Annotated in this window: 15 protein-coding genes; 4 read left to right on the top strand and 11 right to left on the bottom strand. The window is 64.9% G+C overall.

Going from position 1 to position 15,924, the window contains the following annotated elements:
* Positions 1-87 precede the first annotated feature (87 nt).
* A complete protein-coding gene (locus ACOOE1_RS05885) occupies positions 88-1,020 on the bottom strand; it encodes a DMT family transporter (RefSeq protein WP_420405408.1) in 933 nt (310 codons plus the stop codon).
* Positions 1,021-1,244: 224 nt separating this feature from the next.
* Between ACOOE1_RS05885 and ACOOE1_RS05890 the strand changes: the two genes are divergently transcribed.
* A complete protein-coding gene (locus tag ACOOE1_RS05890) occupies positions 1,245-2,639 on the top strand; it encodes an FAD-binding oxidoreductase (RefSeq protein ID WP_420405409.1) in 1,395 nt (464 codons plus the stop codon).
* 78 nt (positions 2,640-2,717) lie between these two features.
* Here ACOOE1_RS05890 and ACOOE1_RS05895 read toward each other — a convergent pair whose 3' ends face one another.
* Positions 2,718-3,311 (bottom strand): HupE/UreJ family protein, encoded by a 594-nt coding sequence (locus ACOOE1_RS05895; RefSeq protein ID WP_420405410.1) that lies wholly within the window; start codon positions 3,309-3,311, stop codon positions 2,718-2,720.
* Positions 3,312-3,409: 98 nt separating this feature from the next.
* On the opposite strand from ACOOE1_RS05895, the gene ACOOE1_RS05900 reads away from it, so the two are divergent.
* Both ACOOE1_RS05900 and ACOOE1_RS05905 read left to right on the top strand, forming a co-directional pair.
* Positions 3,410-3,910 (top strand): YbaK/EbsC family protein, encoded by a 501-nt coding sequence (locus tag ACOOE1_RS05900; RefSeq protein ID WP_420405411.1) that lies wholly within the window; start codon positions 3,410-3,412, stop codon positions 3,908-3,910.
* Positions 3,911-4,045: 135 nt separating this feature from the next.
* Complete coding sequence (locus ACOOE1_RS05905; protein ID WP_420405412.1) at positions 4,046-5,296, top strand: M24 family metallopeptidase; 1,251 nt, start codon at positions 4,046-4,048, stop codon at positions 5,294-5,296.
* A 135-nt stretch (positions 5,297-5,431) separates the two neighbouring features.
* On the opposite strand, the gene ACOOE1_RS05910 is transcribed toward ACOOE1_RS05905, so the two are convergent.
* The 4 genes from ACOOE1_RS05910 to ACOOE1_RS05925 all read right to left on the bottom strand — a co-directional run bounded on the left by ACOOE1_RS05910 (position 5,432) and on the right by ACOOE1_RS05925 (position 8,999).
* Positions 5,432-6,211 (bottom strand): DUF1223 domain-containing protein, encoded by a 780-nt coding sequence (locus ACOOE1_RS05910; RefSeq protein ID WP_420405413.1) that lies wholly within the window; start codon positions 6,209-6,211, stop codon positions 5,432-5,434.
* 86 nt (positions 6,212-6,297) lie between these two features.
* Positions 6,298-6,480, bottom strand: a complete 183-nt coding sequence (locus ACOOE1_RS05915; RefSeq protein ID WP_420405414.1) for a YHYH domain-containing protein — start codon at positions 6,478-6,480, stop codon at positions 6,298-6,300.
* A gap of 11 nt (positions 6,481-6,491) precedes the next feature.
* Positions 6,492-8,087, bottom strand: coding sequence for a hypothetical protein (locus tag ACOOE1_RS05920; RefSeq protein ID WP_420405415.1), 1,596 nt, complete (start codon positions 8,085-8,087; stop codon positions 6,492-6,494).
* Positions 8,088-8,279: 192 nt separating this feature from the next.
* The gene (locus tag ACOOE1_RS05925) at positions 8,280-8,999 is read right to left on the bottom strand and encodes an SDR family NAD(P)-dependent oxidoreductase (RefSeq protein WP_420405416.1); all 720 of its coding nucleotides are present in this window, start codon (positions 8,997-8,999) and stop codon (positions 8,280-8,282) included.
* 108 nt (positions 9,000-9,107) lie between these two features.
* Between ACOOE1_RS05925 and ACOOE1_RS05930 the strand changes: the two genes are divergently transcribed.
* The gene (locus ACOOE1_RS05930) at positions 9,108-10,052 is read left to right on the top strand and encodes a sensor domain-containing diguanylate cyclase (protein ID WP_420405417.1); all 945 of its coding nucleotides are present in this window, start codon (positions 9,108-9,110) and stop codon (positions 10,050-10,052) included.
* A gap of 22 nt (positions 10,053-10,074) precedes the next feature.
* Here the strand turns inward: ACOOE1_RS05930 and ftsH are convergent, their stop codons facing one another.
* From ftsH to ACOOE1_RS05955, 5 genes are all read right to left on the bottom strand, one after another.
* On the bottom strand, positions 10,075-11,976 hold the full coding sequence (gene ftsH, locus ACOOE1_RS05935) for an ATP-dependent zinc metalloprotease FtsH (protein WP_420405418.1): 1,902 nt from the start codon (positions 11,974-11,976) through the stop codon (positions 10,075-10,077).
* 131 nt (positions 11,977-12,107) lie between these two features.
* A complete protein-coding gene (locus ACOOE1_RS05940) occupies positions 12,108-13,388 on the bottom strand; it encodes an MFS transporter (RefSeq protein WP_420405419.1) in 1,281 nt (426 codons plus the stop codon).
* Between the two features lie 144 nt (positions 13,389-13,532).
* Positions 13,533-14,201, bottom strand: a complete 669-nt coding sequence (locus ACOOE1_RS05945) for a glutathione S-transferase family protein (RefSeq protein ID WP_420405420.1) — start codon at positions 14,199-14,201, stop codon at positions 13,533-13,535.
* An 11-nt stretch (positions 14,202-14,212) separates the two neighbouring features.
* A complete protein-coding gene (locus ACOOE1_RS05950) occupies positions 14,213-15,340 on the bottom strand; it encodes an LLM class flavin-dependent oxidoreductase (RefSeq protein WP_420405421.1) in 1,128 nt (375 codons plus the stop codon).
* A 93-nt stretch (positions 15,341-15,433) separates the two neighbouring features.
* Positions 15,434-15,856, bottom strand: coding sequence for a very short patch repair endonuclease (locus ACOOE1_RS05955; RefSeq protein WP_420405422.1), 423 nt, complete (start codon positions 15,854-15,856; stop codon positions 15,434-15,436).
* Positions 15,857-15,924: the final 68 nt, after the last annotated feature.

Below are 15,924 nucleotides of genomic sequence, written 5' to 3' on the forward strand. Positions count from 1 at the left end.
TCCCGCGGGGATGACGACCTTTGATGGAACCTTCGATGCAGCCGGTACCGAAGAGCTCTTGAACCCGCAAAACAGCAGCGCCGTCGCTTACTCAGCAAGCACCGCACGGCGGAGCCTCCGAAACACCCGCCCATCGATCGCCAGCAGTCCCACCGCGATCAGCGCCATGCCCGCGAAATGCATCGGCGCCAGCGCCTCGTTGAGGAACAGCACGCCGAGCAGGATCGCGCTGACCGGGACCAGCAGCGTGACCAGCAAGAGGTTCATCGCACCCGCCCGCTTCAGCAGCTCGAAATAGAGGATGTAGGCGAAGGCAGTGCAGAGCAGCGCCAGGCCGATCAGGGACGCGACCGTTTCCGTCGACGGCATGGGCAAGGTCCAGGGCCGGTCGACGAGGATGACGGCCGGGATCAGCAGTAGCGTCGAGGCCGTCACCTGCCCCGTAGCGGTCTGCACCGGTTCGATCCCCATGCCCTTGAAGCGCCGTCCGAAGACACCGCCGAAAGCGTAACTGAGCGCGGCGCCAAGCAGTGCGGCCTGTCCGAGAAACGTGCCGCCGATCCCGCCCGAGAGGTCCTCGCCCACCATCAGCGCGACACCGCCGAAACCGAAGGCGACGCCGAGGATGCGGAGCGGCCTGATCCGTTCGTCCTCGGTCAGGAAATGTGCGACCAGGACACCGAAGATCGGCGTCGCGGCGAGGAAGATCGCGGCGAGTCCGCTGGCGATCCGGGTCTGGCCGAAGACGATGAGCGAGAACGGCACCGCGTTGTTGAGGAAACCCATGATCAGGAAGGCCCGGATCGCCTGCCGGTCCGTCGGCATGCGGAGACCGAAAAGCGGCAACGCGAGCTGCATGACCAGCGCGGCAAGGCCGACGCGGACAAGAACGATGGTCAGCGGCGGGACGTCCGCGACGGCGACGCCGACGAAGAAGAAGGACCCACCCCAGACCGCCGACAACAGAATGAGCAGCCCCCATTCCACCGGTCCCATCGTCAGGTTCACTTTCGCATTCATGCAATTCCGGTCTTTCCTTCGAGAGTTCGCATCCCCGCGGGAGAGTTCTATCCCGCCGCGCCCTCCACCACCGCCGCGAAGCGGGCAGCGAACCTCTGACTACACGAGATCAATGCCGGATGAACTCCGTTTCTTGCGCGGCATTGCGCCCGCGCCCATTCGGCGATTGAGCGTACCCGGCCGCGCGGATAGTCTTGCCGGAAAATACAACGGGAGATAACGCCATGCAGGCCCGCATAGAAGCTTCGGAGATCGCGCCGGTCCTTGACCAGCTTCGCGATCGCTTCGGCGAGCGCTTTTCCACCGCACCGGCTGTGCTGCAGCGCCATGGGCAGGACGAGAGCTACCATACGCCGATGCCGCCCGACGGCGTTTTCTTCGCGGAAAGCACTGAGGAAGTCTCCGAAGTGGTCCGGCTCTGCGCCGCGCACCGCATCCCGGTCATCCCCTTCGGCACCGGTACCTCGCTCGAAGGCCATATCGGCGCGCTCTCCGGCGGGATCTGCATCGATCTCTCGAACATGAACAACATCCTTGATGTGAATGCCGAGGATCTCGATTGCCGCGTCCAGGCCGGCGTCACCCGCAAGCAGCTCAATACTCACCTGCGCGACCAGGGCCTCTTCTTCCCGATCGATCCCGGCGCCGACGCCTCGATCGGCGGCATGGCGGCGACCCGGGCCTCAGGCACCAACGCGGTGCGCTACGGAACGATGCGGGAGAACGTGCTCTCGCTCACCGTCGTCACCGCGTCGGGCGAGATCATCCGCACCGCGCGCCGCGCCCGCAAGAGCTCGGCCGGCTACGACCTGACCCGACTCTTCGTCGGCTCCGAGGGCACGCTCGGCGTCATCACCGAGGTGGCCCTGAAGCTCTACGGCATCCCGGAAGCGGTCTCGGCCGCCGTCTGCCAGTTCGGCGATCTCGAAAGTGCGATCAATACCGTGATCCTGACCATCCAGTCCGGTATCCCGATGGCACGGATCGAACTCCTGAACGACACCCAGATGGAAGCCTGCATCCGCTTCTCCGGTCTCGAGGGATACGAGAAGAAACCGACCCTGTTCTTCGAGTTCCACGGCAGCGAGACCGGCGTGAAGGAGCAGGCGGAAGCGGTCGAGGCCCTCGCCTCCGAGTTCGGCGGCAGTGCCTTCCAGTGGGCGGAGAAGGCCGAGGACCGCAACAAGCTCTGGGAAGCCCGGCACAACGTGCACTACGCCATCAAGTCCATGCGACCCGACTGCGAGGTGATGGCGACGGATATCTGCGTGCCGATCTCCCGGCTCGCGGAGGCCATTCTCGAAGCGGAAAAGGATCTTGCGGCAACCGGGCTCAAGGCCGGTATCGTCGGCCATGTGGGCGACGGAAATTTCCATGTCGGCTATTGCATCGATCCGAAGAGCAAGGAAGAAGTCGAGGCTGCCAAGGGCCATAACGAGCGCATGGTGAAACGCGCCATCGCGGCCGAGGGCACCTGTACCGGCGAGCACGGCATCGGCCAGGGCAAGATCCGCTACATGGAGGCGGAGCATGGCCCCGCGCTGGCCGCGATGCGTTCGATCAAGCAGGCGCTTGACCCGCAGGGCATCATGAACCCGGGCAAGGTCCTGCCCGCCTGACGGTTCCGCTCGGACACAAGAAAAGGCCGCCATCCAATCCGGACGGCGGCCTTCTTTTTCGTCGGCAAGTCCTGAAGGTCAGGCCATCAGCATGCCGAGGCCGGCAGCAGCGGTCAGGCCGCCAAGGCCGCGGGTGACCGCGAGGGCGAGCGTGGCGCGCTCGGCGAACAGTTTCCGCAGACCCAGGCCGGCGCCGAGACCGGCGACATGCAGCAGCGCCGTAGCCGCGACAAAACCGGTGCCGTAGGTCAGCGCGGTGGCCGCACCGATCTCGCCGCCGTGAGCGTGGCCGTGGAACAGCGCGAAGAGGCCGACGACGGCGGCACAGGCGCCGGCCGGCATACGGATCGCGGAGGCAACCAGCAGGCCGAGGGCAACGACGGAGGCGAGGATCGCCGGTTCGACGAAGGGCAGCGCCACACCGGAAAGTGCAAGCACGAATCCGAGCGCCATGAAGCCGACAAAGGCCGCCGGTACGCCGACGAGGGCCCGGCCGCCGATCTGGAAGGCCCAGATACCGACCGCGAGCATCGCGAGAATATGGTCGGCGCCGAAGAGCGGGTGCGAGAGTCCTGCGGCGAAAGAGCCATGCTGGGCGGGATTGAGATGGGCGAAGGAGGTCGAGGTGCCCGCAAGAAGGATTGCGGCGCCGAGGGCGATGGCTCTAAGCATGGAGGATGATCCTTTGTTGAAGTCGATCCGGCGCCCCGGAATGGGTCGCGCTGAGTTATCGTTGCACAGCAGCATTTCTTAACCAAGAGGCCTGTTCCATGTCCGACACCCTTCCGGAAATCCGCGCCATCCTCGAAGCCGCGCCCTACCCGTTCGAAGTCATGGGATGCGACCCGGAGCTCGCCGACACGGCGGTGTTCTGCGAGCGCTACGGCAAGGCGCCGGAGGACTCGGCAAACACGATTCTCGTGCGCTCGAAGACCGGCGAGCTCAAATACGCCGCCTGCATCGTGCTGGCGACACACCGACTCGACGTGAACAAGGTCGTGCGCAAGAAGCTCGGCGCCCGCAAGGTCTCCTTCGCCAGCCCGGAGGAGACCCGGGACCTGACCGGGATGGAAATAGGCGGGGTCACCGCAATCGCCCTTCCTGCCGACCTGCCGCTCTGGGTGGATGCCGACGTGATGGCCCGGAAAGAGATCATCCTCGGCGGCGGCAACCGGAGTTCCAAACTGATCGTCGATCCGAAGCTGCTCCTTGATCAGCCCGGCGCCGAAGTCGTCGAAGGGCTCGCGAACCCTATCCAAACCACTCCCTAAGCGGTCATCCCCACGCAAGCGGAGATGACCAATGTTGGTTTGGATGCGACCGCTGGATGGCCGATCCGGTCGTCCCGGAAGCAGCGGGCAGGATTTTCATCCCCTATCCTCCCTCCGAAGTCTGGGAGAGCGTCCATGGAAATCGACTGGCATGCCGAGCGCACGGATCTAGCGGATCTTTCCCTGCTCGACACCGAACACGCGAACGCGCCGATCGATCTCGTCGCGGTGCGCGGCTACCGGCTCGCCCGGGTGCGGGCGGAGATGGCAAAGCGCGGCATCGCCGCCTGCGTGCTCTACGACCAGGTGAATATCCGCTATGCCACCGGCGCGCGGAACATGCAGGTCTTCAGCGCGCGCAACACCGGCCGCTACCTCCTTCTCACCGAACGTGACGCGATCCTCTACGAGTTCACCGGCGCGATGCATCTGGCGGACGACCTGGAGACGCTGACGGATATCCGTCCAGCCATCACGGCGAGCTTCGTTGCCGCAGGGGCGGAAATCGACGAGCGGGAGAAACTCTGGGCGCGGGAGACCGCGGCCGCGCTCCGGGAACTTGTCGGCGACCGGGCGACGGTCGGTGTCGAGCGGATGAATGCCGGAGCCGCCGCCGCGCTTGCCGCGGAGGGTTTTCGCCTCGTCGATGCGCAGGAGCCGGTGGAGATGGCGCGCTGCATCAAGTCGCCAGAGGAAATGAAATGCGTCCGCGCCTCGCTGCAGGCAACGGAGGCCGGCGTCGCCCGCCTGCGCGCCGCAATCCGGCCGGGCCTCACCGAGAACGCGCTCTGGTCGGTGTTGCACCAGGCGGTGATCGCGCAGGACGGGGATTATATCGAGACGCGGCTGCTGAATTCCGGGCCGCGGACCAATCCCTGGTTCCAGGAGAGCGGCATGCGCGTGATCGGCGAGAACGAGTTGATCGCGCTCGATACCGACGTGGTCGGCTGCCACGGCTATTACGCCGACTTCTCCCGCACCTTCCATTCCGGCCCGGGGGCACCGAGCCGGAAACAGCGCGAGCTCTACCAGACCGCGCACGAGCAGGTTCATTACAACATGGGGATTATCCGGCCCGGCATGAGCTTCCGCGACTATGCCGACCAAGCCTGGACGATCCCGGAAAAATATTTCACCAACCGCTATTATCTCTCCGCTCACGGCGTCGGCATGACCGGGGAATATCCCTATCTCTATCACCGCGCCGACTTCCCGGACGCCGGCTATGACGGGGTGATCGAACCCGGTATGACGCTTTGCGTCGAAAGCTTCATCGGCGAGGAAAGCCGCGGCGAGGGCGTGAAGCTCGAACAGCAGATCCTGGTAACCGAGAGCGGGATCGAACTGCTATCGCGGTTCCCCTTCGAGGATGCATTGCTCGGGTAGCTGAGATTTCAGGCCCTGGATCGCCATTCACGCGACCGAATGCACGAGGGTCCGCTCTCCTGAGAGGTCCGTGCCCCATTTCACATGGGGATGGTGGATTTGGGGGATGTTGGATTTGGAAAGAGCTCCCGACGGTTAGACCGTCCGCAGATCGAGCATGCCGGCACCGTAGATGCGGCCCTGCCCCGATGCCTGCACCAGCACGGTGAGCCTGTCGCTCGGTGCGGCCGCGGCTGAGCCCGGGATGCGATAGTGGTGTGCCTTCCCGTCCCAGTTGCCCAACGGCGTGTAGAAACGCACGACGGCGAAATCCTCCAGCCTGCGTCCCCGGTTCTCGCCGCGCGGCACCTCGGTTACGTGTCGTTCATCCGAACCGACCAGAAGCAACTGCGCGCCCGACAGGTCCCGGCCGCCCTCAGGCGTTAGGGTCAGCGTGAAATCCCCTCCGTCCCGCTCCAGGGCGACGGTGACACCCGGGCCGCGGGGTGCGCTCCGGCGTGTCTCAAGTTGCTGCAGTACGGCGCGGCGGCGTGAACCGACAACATCAACCTCGCCGTCAATCACCAGTTGCGGCGTGTAGATGCCGGAGAGCCGCAAGGCGCGACCGTAGCGGCGCTGACGGTCGCTCATGGCCTTCGAGGAGAACGGGTCCTCCCAGCCGATATAGTTCCAATAGTCGACATGATAGGCGAGCGCGATCACGTCAGGTTCCATTGCCAGCTCGCCGAGCAGCCGATCGGCCTGCGGACAGGACGAACAGCCCTGGCTGGTGAAGAGTTCGAGCACGATTGGCCGGGAAGCGCGACCCAGAGCGCGCACGGGCCGGATCGTGGGCGCGAGACCGGCAATGCCAAGCGGACCGATGCTGCCAAACGCGGCGAGGCCGCCGAGCAACTTGCGTCGTGAGGTCTTCATGGCGAAAGCATCGCAAATCCGCCGCCGCACTCCGAATCACCCTCTCTCACAGGGAGGTGACCCGCGCCGTATCCGGGCAATGTTTCCTAGTGGCAGTGCCATCCGCCCGAACTGTTGTGACAGCCGTTGCTGTCGGTCGCCCCGGAATGGGCGACAACCCGGTGATCGGCGCGCCCGTCTCCGCGTGGGACCGACCAGGACAGCACCGACAACAGCCCGAGCACCGTCGCGACCGCCAACCCGTATTTCAGGCAATGTTCAACTTTCATCTCTGGCCTCTTCAATCGATGACGACGATGCGCGACCGGTCCTGTGTCGGAAAAATCAAGCCCGGCTGATCCAGTTGTGCGAATTCCGCTTCGTTGAGCTGTTTGAGGATCACGGCACAGATCAGGTCTACGAAGAAATGTGCCAGTTGCCTCTGCTGCGGATTGAGGCCGTCCTGAGCCGGATCGCCTATATCGCGGATCAGATCACCCATGTTCGGAACCGTCGCAGCCCAGATCGACGCACGCCACAGATTGTACTGATCGATGTCGGCAACTATGTAGAAGCGCCCGTTTGTGCGGTCGTTGAAAGATGTTCCCTTCCAAGGTTTTCTGCGGAACTGTTCGAAATTCTTCTTGGCGGTTTCCTCGAGTTCGGTTCGATCGAAGGAGACCGTGTGCTCCTTCCCGCCCTGCGACAGTTCGATCACGAAGGAATGTATTCGGCGCGGCGTCCCCGCCTTGCACTCCGCTTCGAGCTGGACGTCGAACAGGGCAGGCGCGCTGTCGCCGAAACGGGCCGATACGGTTTCGTAGATATAGGCCCTGTCTTCCTTGATCTTCTCCGTGACCCTGACATCCGAGACGTAGCTGAAATCGACCTTGCCCTCTCCCTTCACCGGAATGCTTGGCACCGGAATGGCGGATACACTGAGAGCCCCCCCCAGCGTGAAGACGTATTTCTTGCTGAGTTCCAGCGACTCCCGGCACTTGATCCGCGATACGAATATCGGAATGCTGCGCGCCACTTCCTCGGCACCGAGATGAATAAAGGCTCCGGTCACGGGCGTCTGTCTGAAGAACCGCTCCTCGATCGATCCGACAGTGATCGCGCGTAGCCCATTGAGAACCGGTTTCATGCCCTGATCTGTCACCGTCGGATCACAGTTCCGGATCAGCGCACGCTTATAGGCGATTTCCGTCCCCGAAGGATCGAGAGGAATGCGGTGAATTTCAGCCGTCGCACCAAAACATCTGGGGTCATAGTTTCCGACAACGTCTTTCGGAACGCTATCGAGTGATGCAACGGCGAAACCGCTCCGACGACTGAGTGTCCTGGCCACGCCGCCACAGATCGCATTGGTGCAGAAAGCGGCGGGATCACTGTAGGTATTGAAGATGTAAACCTTGTTTCTGTCCATCAGACGAAACAGGCCATCCAGAACAAAGAGGCGAAGCCCGCTTCGGGTCTGCACCAGGCGAAAACGCTTCACCTCGCCATGCCCGTTAACCCGGAAGTCCCTTGTACCGATAGATTTCACCGGATATCCGGTCTGAAACCTCCCTACCCGGACCAGCCGCCGTGAGTCATGTGGAGTCTCGCAATCGACTGCATAAGTAAATCCGGAATTGATCGAAAGGTAGTAGTCACCGTCAGGAGTGTATCCCCGCAGATACGGTTCCGTAGTCCATGTCGCGACGTAATTGATAAACGAGCGAACAGCTCCGTGGAATTTCTCTGGCGTTACTTCGGTGGCGATAAAATCGGTCGCCTTTGAGGCGAACCCGCATTGGTCGAATGCATGACTATCCGCGCGTGCCGATTGCCCGGAAACCACAAGAGTTGAAAAGATCAACGCAGCTACACCACCCGAGAGACGGCTGCGCATAACTCCCTCCGCTGCAAATTATTTATGATTATCAATCCACGCAATAATGCTTTCATTATACACGCATTGCGCTTCAATAATCAATTGCTTCCCGACATCGCAGGAGGGGCGGCAATCTGAGTATCCAAGGAAAAGAACCCGGTCCTTCCGCGCGTGAGAGCACAATTCCCCTGCCAGAGAAGAGGAACGAAGTCACAGCTCGCGAATGTCGGTCACAGTCTCCTCACCAAACCTTTCGCCTGTCACGTGTACCGCGATCCGCGCGCCTACGGACACCGGGTCTCCAAGCGCACCGCTCTCCTTCAGACCGACAAATCGCTCGCGCAAGGCGAAATCGTCCTCAGGAGTCGCCCGAATGGTCGCCTGCATGCCGGTGTCGATAACGCCGGGCGCGAGGCTCTCGACCTTCAGTCCAGCGATCCCGTCATCGGCGACGCCGCGGACATGGTGATCGAGCGCCGCCTTGGTGGCGCAATAGACGCTCCAGCCGGTATAGGCATGACGCCCGGCGCCGCTGGAAATATGCACCAGCCGCCGGTCGGCAAGTCCCTCCGTCGCCGCGACGAAGGCATCCGCGAGCACCAGCGCGGCGCTCACATTGAGCGTGACCGCCCGGGCGATCGCCGCCGCGCCCTGCCGGCCGAGCGGCGCAATCGGCTCGACCATGCCCGCGTTGTTCACCAGCACGGCCCGCTCCGCATGTTCGAGGAAACCGGCGAGTTCGCCGCTCTGCACCCAGTCAGCGAGCGCCGCCGTATCGCCAAGATCGAGGGCCACCTGCTCCAGTCCGCTTGCGAAACCGGGCAGCGCCGAACGCGACAGGCCGAGCACGTTGTACCCGCCTTCCAGCAACGCGGACGTGATGCCGGCCCCGAGGCCCTTGCTATGACCTGTGACAATGGCTTTTTTCATCGCTTCGTTCACTCCCTGCTCGAAGAAACCCGCAGCAATTTAACGGAAATTTCACCTGTTTTCCCGCATAACATCCGATGTTCGGACACTCTAGTGGAGCATCTGCGAATGGTAGGGGCCAGCGGCGAATCCAACCCCGGTCTCGACGGTGGTTTCTATCGCGACCTGGTCAAACATTCCGCCGACGCGATCATCGCAATCGACACCGATCAGAAGATCGTCTTCGTCAATCCCGCGCTGGAAAAGATGTTCGGATATTCTGCCGAAGAAATGCTCGGTCAAGATCTGAACTTATTGCTGCCGGAGCGTTTCAAAAAGACTCATGCCGGCGAGGTCCAGGACTTCGTGACCTCAGGCGATGAAGCCCGCTACATGGGCAAGCGTCTGGCGCAGGTCATCGGGCGCCGCGCCGATGGCAGTGAACTTCCCATAGGCGCAAGCATCGTGCGCGCGAAATCCGGCGGCCGGAACTTGTTCGCGGCGATCCTGCGCGACATCTCCTGGCGTATCGAGATGGTCGAGAAGCTCTCCGAGATGGCGCGCATCGACCCCCTGACGGGCCTGTTGAACCGCCGGAGTTTCCTCGACGTGGCCGCCGACGAGAGCGCGCGGTCCGAGCGCTACGGGACCGGTCTCGCATGCCTGTTCTTCGACCTCGACCACTTCAAGGCCCTGAACGACGATTTTGGCCATGATGCGGGCGACGATGTACTGCGCGCCTTCGCCGGCCTTGGGCGGAACGGCCTGCGAACCATCGACAGCCTCTGTCGCTGGGGCGGCGAGGAGTTCGTCGCGCTGCTGCCGAATACCGACGTGGAGGGCGCGATCGCGGCGGCCGAACGGATCCGGAAGACCGTCGAGGAACAGGAGTTTGTCCTGCCCGGCGACCGGAGCACGCGGATCACCGTCAGTATCGGCGTCGCTCACGGTACCGGCTCCGGCATCGATTTTTCCGAACTCATCCGGCTGGCCGACGCCGCGCTCTATGCCGCCAAGAAGGAAGGCCGCAATCGCGTGCATCTCTCCACGACCGAAGAAAAAGCGACGTCCTGATCTCGCCCCCGTGGGCTCGCGGTCACACGCTGTCCTGCTCGCCGGCACCCGGGACGGGCGGACGTTTCGCCGCCTTCGCCGTTCCGCCTGAGACGACCTCCTTGGGACCGAGACAGACCGCGATCTCGTTGCGGTCGAGGGTCTCGCGTTCCTCCAGTTCGGCGATCAGGCGGGCGACCTTGGTCTCGTTCTCCTTCAGCAGCCCCACCGCCCGCGCTTCGGCCTCGAGGAGATAGCGCCGCACCGCCTTGTCGGCGGTGGCCGCGGTCGCTTCCGAGAAACTGCGCGGCTGCGACATCTCACGCCCGAGGAAGGGGTGCGACTCGCTCTCGCGGACGTCGACCGGACCGACCTCCTCCGACATGCCCCAGCGTCCGACCATGGAGCGGGCGATCTGCGTCGCCATCCGGATATCCTCGTCCGCCCCGGAGCTGACCGAGCCAAGGAACACCTGCTCCGCCGCCCGGCCGCCGAGAATCACGGCGAGCCGTTCCTTCAGGTAGGCTTCCGGCAGGGTATGGCGCTCGATCTCGGGCAGCTGATGCGTGCTGCCGAGGGAGCGGCCGCGCGGGATGATCGTCACCTTGTGCAGCGGATCCGCCTGGGGCAGGAAATAGGCGACCGCGGTGTGCCCGCTTTCATGCACCGCGAGCCTGTGCCGCTCGTCCTCGTGGATCGCCAGCGTACGCACCGCCCCCATGATGATGCGATCGCGCATGGCATCGAAATGCCGCGCCTCGACCTTGGTCAGGCTCTCCCGCGCCGCCGCCATCGCCGCCTCGTTGACGAGGTTCTTCAGGTCGGCGCCGGAGAAACCGGGCGTACCGGTCGCGACCCGATGCAGGTCGACATCGCCCGCCAGCGGCACGCTGCGGCAATGCACCTTCAGAATCGCCTCGCGGCCCGCGAGATCCGGCAGTTCCAGCGTCACGTGACGATCGAAGCGCCCGGGACGCAGCAGCGCCGGGTCGAGCACATCGGGCCGGTTGGTCGCCGCCAGCACCACCACCGCCTCGTGCCCCTCGAAGCCGTCCATCTCGGCGAGGATCTGGTTCAGGGTCTGTTCGCGCTCGTCATGGCCGCCGCCGAGCCCGGCGCCGCGCACCCGGCCGACGCTGTCGAGCTCGTCGATGAAGATGATCGAGGGCTGCGCCTTCTTCGCCGCGTCGAACAGGTTGCGCACGCGCGACGCACCGACGCCGACGAACATCTCGATGAATTCGGAGGCCGACATGTGGAAGAACGGCACCCCGGCCTCGCCGGCGAGCGCCCGGGCCAGCATGGTCTTGCCGGTGCCGGGCGGGCCCTGCAGCAGGATGCCGTGCGGCACCTCGGCGCCGAGCTTCTGGTAGCGCTCGGCGTCGCGCAGGAACTCGAGCAGTTCGGAGACCTCCGCCTTGGCGTTTTTCTGCCCCGCCACGTCGGCGAAACGGATCTTCGGGATCTTCGCCTTCTTCACCGGCTCGGTGCGGCCGCGCAGGATGTCGCCGACCCCGCCCCTTCCGCCACCCATCATCGAGCCGGACATGCGGAACCAGAGGAAGTACCAGACGCCGAAGATCAGCAACCAGGGCAGCAGCGACACGAGCCAGGAGTCGCTGTCGTCGGCCGGTTCGGAGCGCACCATCACGCCCTGCTCCTCCAGCATCTCCAGCAGGTCCGGATCGCCGGTCGGCGGCAGGTAGGAGGAGAACGGCGTCGCCGCCGCGCCGTTGCGCAGCAACCCGCGGATCCTCGCGCCCTCGAAGGTGACGCTCTCGACCTGCCCGGCACCGACCAGGGACTTGAACTCGCTATAGCTCTTCGGCGCCGCCCTTTCCTCCGTCGTCAGGATCTGCGAGACGGCAAGCAGCGCGAAGAAAAGGCCGGCCAGCAAAGCCCACTTGATCAGCTGCGGCTTTCCGTTCTTCGGTTCCTCGTCCATTCGCTCCGTCTCCCGCGCCGAGATTGCCGACCGGACACGAGTCTAGCGTGCCGGCGGGACCCATCCCTTGATCTGGATCAGCTTCGGCGCGGAACCAGTCCGCGCGACGGAGCGGGTGCGCAATTTTCTTCCTAGCGCCGCAGCTCCGGCACTTTCCAGACCAGCACCGCGATCGCCACCAGCCCCTCAAGCGCGATCACCGTCAGCGCCGCCGAACCGCCGATATGCGCGGCAAGCCAGCCGACATGGAGCACGCCGAGCGGCCCGCTGCCGATGCAGACCGAGAGGATGCCCATCAGCCGGGAGCGGATCTCCGGCGGCGCCTCGGAGAACATGATCGCGCTCTGCATCGAGGCGAAGCCGGCGATGCCGAAGCCGCCGACGGCGAGGATGACGAGTGCCGCCGTGTAGCTGGTGACGAGCGAGAAGCCGAGGATGCAGGCGACGAACAGCACGGAGCCGGAGAGATAGATCCGGCGGTAGCGGTCGGGCACGGCGACGAAGGCGATCAGCAGCGCGCCGGCGAAGGCCCCCGCGCCCTCGACCGTGAGCAGCAGGCCGATCCTGACCGGATCGATCTCGAAGGTCTCGCGCCCGACCACCGGCGCCATCGAGGCGTAGGGAAAGGCGAAGAGATTGACGATCACGGTGATCCCGAGATGCCCCATCAGCGCCCGGCTCCGGCGCAGCCAGGCGAAGCCCTCGCGGAGCTCCCCCATGAGTGCGAAGGGCCTCGGCGCGCGTTCCGCCGCACGGTAGGCGACGAGGCAGGCGAGCGCCACGGCGAGGCCGTAGAACAGCGCGGCGACGGCATAGGTCCCTTCCATGCCGATCGCGGCATAGAGCCCGCCGCCGGCGATCGGGCCGACCATGCGGGTCGCGTTGTTGGAGGCGCTGTCCATCGACATCGCCGGGCCGAGCCGGCCGTGCCCGACGCTCTCGCCGAGGATCGTGCGCCGGACCGGCAGGTCGGTCGACCAGCCGAGCCCGGAGAGAAAGGCGCCGAGCCCGACCTGCCAGAGCGAGAGCGTTCCCGCCCAGGCCGAGAGCGCCAGCGCCGCCGCCGTCCCCGCCATCAGCGCGAGCGAGCCGATCAGCAGCAGCTTGCGGTCGAGCCGGTCGGCGACCACGCCGATGAAGGAGCCGAAGAGGGCGAGCGGCAGCATCCGGAGCAGGGTCATCAGAGCGACCAGCACCGGCGAGCCGGTCAGGTCGTAGACCCAGACCCCGACGGCGAGCAGTTCGAGCCAGCGCATCGCGCCCATCAGGACGCCGATCAGCCAGAGCTTGCGGAAGGTCGGATCGGCGATCAGGGAAAGCGGCCCCGAAGCCCGCCTTCCCGCATCGCCGCCGTCCGTTTCCCGCTCAGGGGACGCGGTTCCGTTCAGTGCATTTCTCCCGTAATCACGCATCGAGGCCGAGACCCCGGCAGGACGCCGGAGCGGTACCCATGATAGCGCGCCCCGCTCCGCGCGGCACCGCCGCTTTCGCAGCGCTCCCGCGCCGGATCGGAACGGGCGGGGCGGGATGCGCGGCATGGGCCGGCGCCCTCTCCCTCAGAGCGCGACCGACCAGGCGGGTGGCACCGCTTGCGGTGGCGGCGCGGGGCGGCCGGGCCATTCCCGCGGCAGCGTGGCGCCGAAGCTCCCGCGGGCGGAGAACCGCCGGAACCAGTCCGCGAGCCGCGGGCAGTGCTCCCGCCATGGCAGATCGCCGTAGCGGAAGGCGATGTAGCCGAGCGCGGCGGCGGCGGAGATCTGGTCGTGCAGCACCGGCGCCCCCGCCTCCCAAGCGACCGCCGCTTCATCGAGCGCCAGCAGGGCATGGCAGATCGCGAGGTCCTGGCGGGCGATGAAGTCGCGCGAGATCAGGCTTGCCGGCTCCCTCAGCGCCTCGTTGCGGCGGAGATTGGCCGCATCGGTCAGCCCGTCGGCGAGCGCCTCGCCCCGGAGCACGCGCCAGCGCGCCGGTCCCGCCTCCGGGATCCGCTGCACGCCGCAATGGCGGGTGTCGAGCCAGGCGCAGATCACGACGGAATCGTAGAGCGCCGTGCCCTCGCCGGTCTCCAGCACCGGGATCTTGCCGAGCGGGTTCAGCGGCCTGAGCGCCGGCTCGTCGGCGGGATGGGTATAGACCTCCTCGACCTCGTCCCGGAGCCCGGTCTCGTAGAGGAAGATCTTCACCTTGCGGACATAGGGCGAGGTGTAGGAGGAATGCAGCCGCACTGGAGCCCCGCCTACTCCGCCGCCCCTCTCGCGGCATGGGGCGCGCGCTTCTCCTCCATATACCCCTTCAGCTTCGGCCAGACCTCTTCCGCCATCCGGGTGAAGGAGCGGAGCCACATCTCCTTCGTCCCCTCCATGTCGTGCGCGGTCAGCATCAGGGTGCCGAAATCGCCGATCTCGTCGCGGAAGGCGACGAGCTTGTCGAGCACGGTCCCGGCCGAGCCCGCGATGACGAAATCGCGCACCTTCCCCATCGCGTCCGCCTGCACCGCGTCCCAGTCGATCTCCTCCGGCTTCGTCCCCGCCGCGAGCTGGCCCTGCGCGCCGAGATAGCGGAAATACCAAGCGAACACCCCGTCCGGATCCCGGCAGATCTCCTCCGCCTGAGCATCGCTCTCCGTGATCAGCACGGAGCGGCCGACGCGCCAGACGTTCGGGTCCGCGCGCCGCCCTGCCTTCTCCGCGCCGCCCGCATAGGTCGGCCAGTGAGTCGCGATGTCCGAGGCCGGCACGAAATTGCCCGAGAGCAGGCACCAGCCGCGCTGCCCCGCGAAATGCGCGGTCATGGAATTGGCGCCGCGCACCGAGACCGCGATCGGCGGGTGCGGCTGCTGGTAGGGCTTTATGAAGCGGCCGATTCCGTAGTCCGGCAGCACCCGGTCGGAGATGGTCGCGGTGAAATGCTCGCCCTCGTGGCTCCAGGGCGGGTCCTCCGACCAGACCTTCTGGATCAGGTCGATGGACTCGACCATCGCCATGGCGCGGGCCTTGTGGTCGAGATTGCCGAAGATCTCCCAGTCGCTCGAGAGCCCGCCCGAGCCGATCCCGAAGATGAAGCGCCCGCGGGCGAGATGGTCGAAGAGCGCCGCATGCCCCGCCACCACCACGGGATGCTGCTGCGGCAGCGAGATCACGCCGGAGCCGAAGATTATGTTCTCGGTCTCGGCGATCAGCGAGGCGTTGAACAGCAGCGGCGAGGTCACCGGCTCGGCGGTCGAGGTGTAATGCTCCCCCATCCAGGCCTCGGCATAGCCGAGCCGGTCCGCGAGCTTCACCAGCTCCCGGTTCTCCTGCAGCACGGTATGGAAATCGCGCTGGGGCCGGTTGAGCGGCATCATGAACAGGCCGAGCTTGGTCATGGGGGAGCCTCCCTTATTTTTGTATACAATGGGAGGGTAGCAGGGGGTGATGAGGGTGGGGAAGTGGGGAGCGGGAACGGCTGAGCTGTAACTTCAAGAACAAGAATCGAGAAATTCGCGAATGCGATTCTCAAGATCGCCAAGTTGCCTCGTCTCACACTCCCAAATCACAAGAACGCGCCATCCAGCCTCGGCGAGTGCCATTTGCGCCCCTGCATCGCGTTCAACGTTGCGAGCGAGCTTCGGCCCCCAATAGCCCGTATTTGATTTAGGCGCCCTACCGTCCAGGCAACTAGCTTTGTCATGCTGATGCCAGAAACATCCATGGACGAAGATCACCGCGCGCCGTGGGCCGAACACAAGATCAGGTTTTCCGGGAAGGTCTTTACGATGGAGACGGTACCGGTATCCGAGCCGGTGAACGAGACGGCGCACGACCATCTCCGGCTTCATATCCTTGCTTCGAATGCGGCGCATATTCTCACTACGCCGATGCGGACTGATTTTATCTGCCACCTAAACCTTCCATACCCCTTCAGGAATCAAAGAATGAGCTTACTTCCGCCAGCATACTGCACGTTATG

Source organism: Nisaea sp., from assembly GCF_965216895.1.
Taxonomy (GTDB): Bacteria; Pseudomonadota; Alphaproteobacteria; order Thalassobaculales; family Thalassobaculaceae; genus Nisaea.

Coding starts and splice junctions, on each gene's coding strand:
- ACOOE1_RS05950 (WP_420405421.1), bottom strand. CDS start 15,340: ATGACCAAGCTCGGCCTGTTCATGATGCCGCTCAACCGGCCCCAGCGC.
- ACOOE1_RS05925 (WP_420405416.1), bottom strand. CDS start 8,999: ATGAAAAAAGCCATTGTCACAGGTCATAGCAAGGGCCTCGGGGCCGGC.
- ACOOE1_RS05885 (WP_420405408.1), bottom strand. CDS start 1,020: ATGAATGCGAAAGTGAACCTGACGATGGGACCGGTGGAATGGGGGCTG.
- ACOOE1_RS05920 (WP_420405415.1), bottom strand. CDS start 8,087: ATGCGCAGCCGTCTCTCGGGTGGTGTAGCTGCGTTGATCTTTTCAACT.
- ACOOE1_RS05890 (WP_420405409.1), top strand. CDS start 1,245: ATGCAGGCCCGCATAGAAGCTTCGGAGATCGCGCCGGTCCTTGACCAG.
- ACOOE1_RS05930 (WP_420405417.1), top strand. CDS start 9,108: ATGGTAGGGGCCAGCGGCGAATCCAACCCCGGTCTCGACGGTGGTTTC.
- ACOOE1_RS05910 (WP_420405413.1), bottom strand. CDS start 6,211: ATGAAGACCTCACGACGCAAGTTGCTCGGCGGCCTCGCCGCGTTTGGC.
- ACOOE1_RS05895 (WP_420405410.1), bottom strand. CDS start 3,311: ATGCTTAGAGCCATCGCCCTCGGCGCCGCAATCCTTCTTGCGGGCACC.
- ftsH (WP_420405418.1), bottom strand. CDS start 11,976: ATGGACGAGGAACCGAAGAACGGAAAGCCGCAGCTGATCAAGTGGGCT.
- ACOOE1_RS05940 (WP_420405419.1), bottom strand. CDS start 13,388: ATGCGTGATTACGGGAGAAATGCACTGAACGGAACCGCGTCCCCTGAG.
- ACOOE1_RS05915 (WP_420405414.1), bottom strand. CDS start 6,480: ATGAAAGTTGAACATTGCCTGAAATACGGGTTGGCGGTCGCGACGGTG.
- ACOOE1_RS05905 (WP_420405412.1), top strand. CDS start 4,046: ATGGAAATCGACTGGCATGCCGAGCGCACGGATCTAGCGGATCTTTCC.
- ACOOE1_RS05900 (WP_420405411.1), top strand. CDS start 3,410: ATGTCCGACACCCTTCCGGAAATCCGCGCCATCCTCGAAGCCGCGCCC.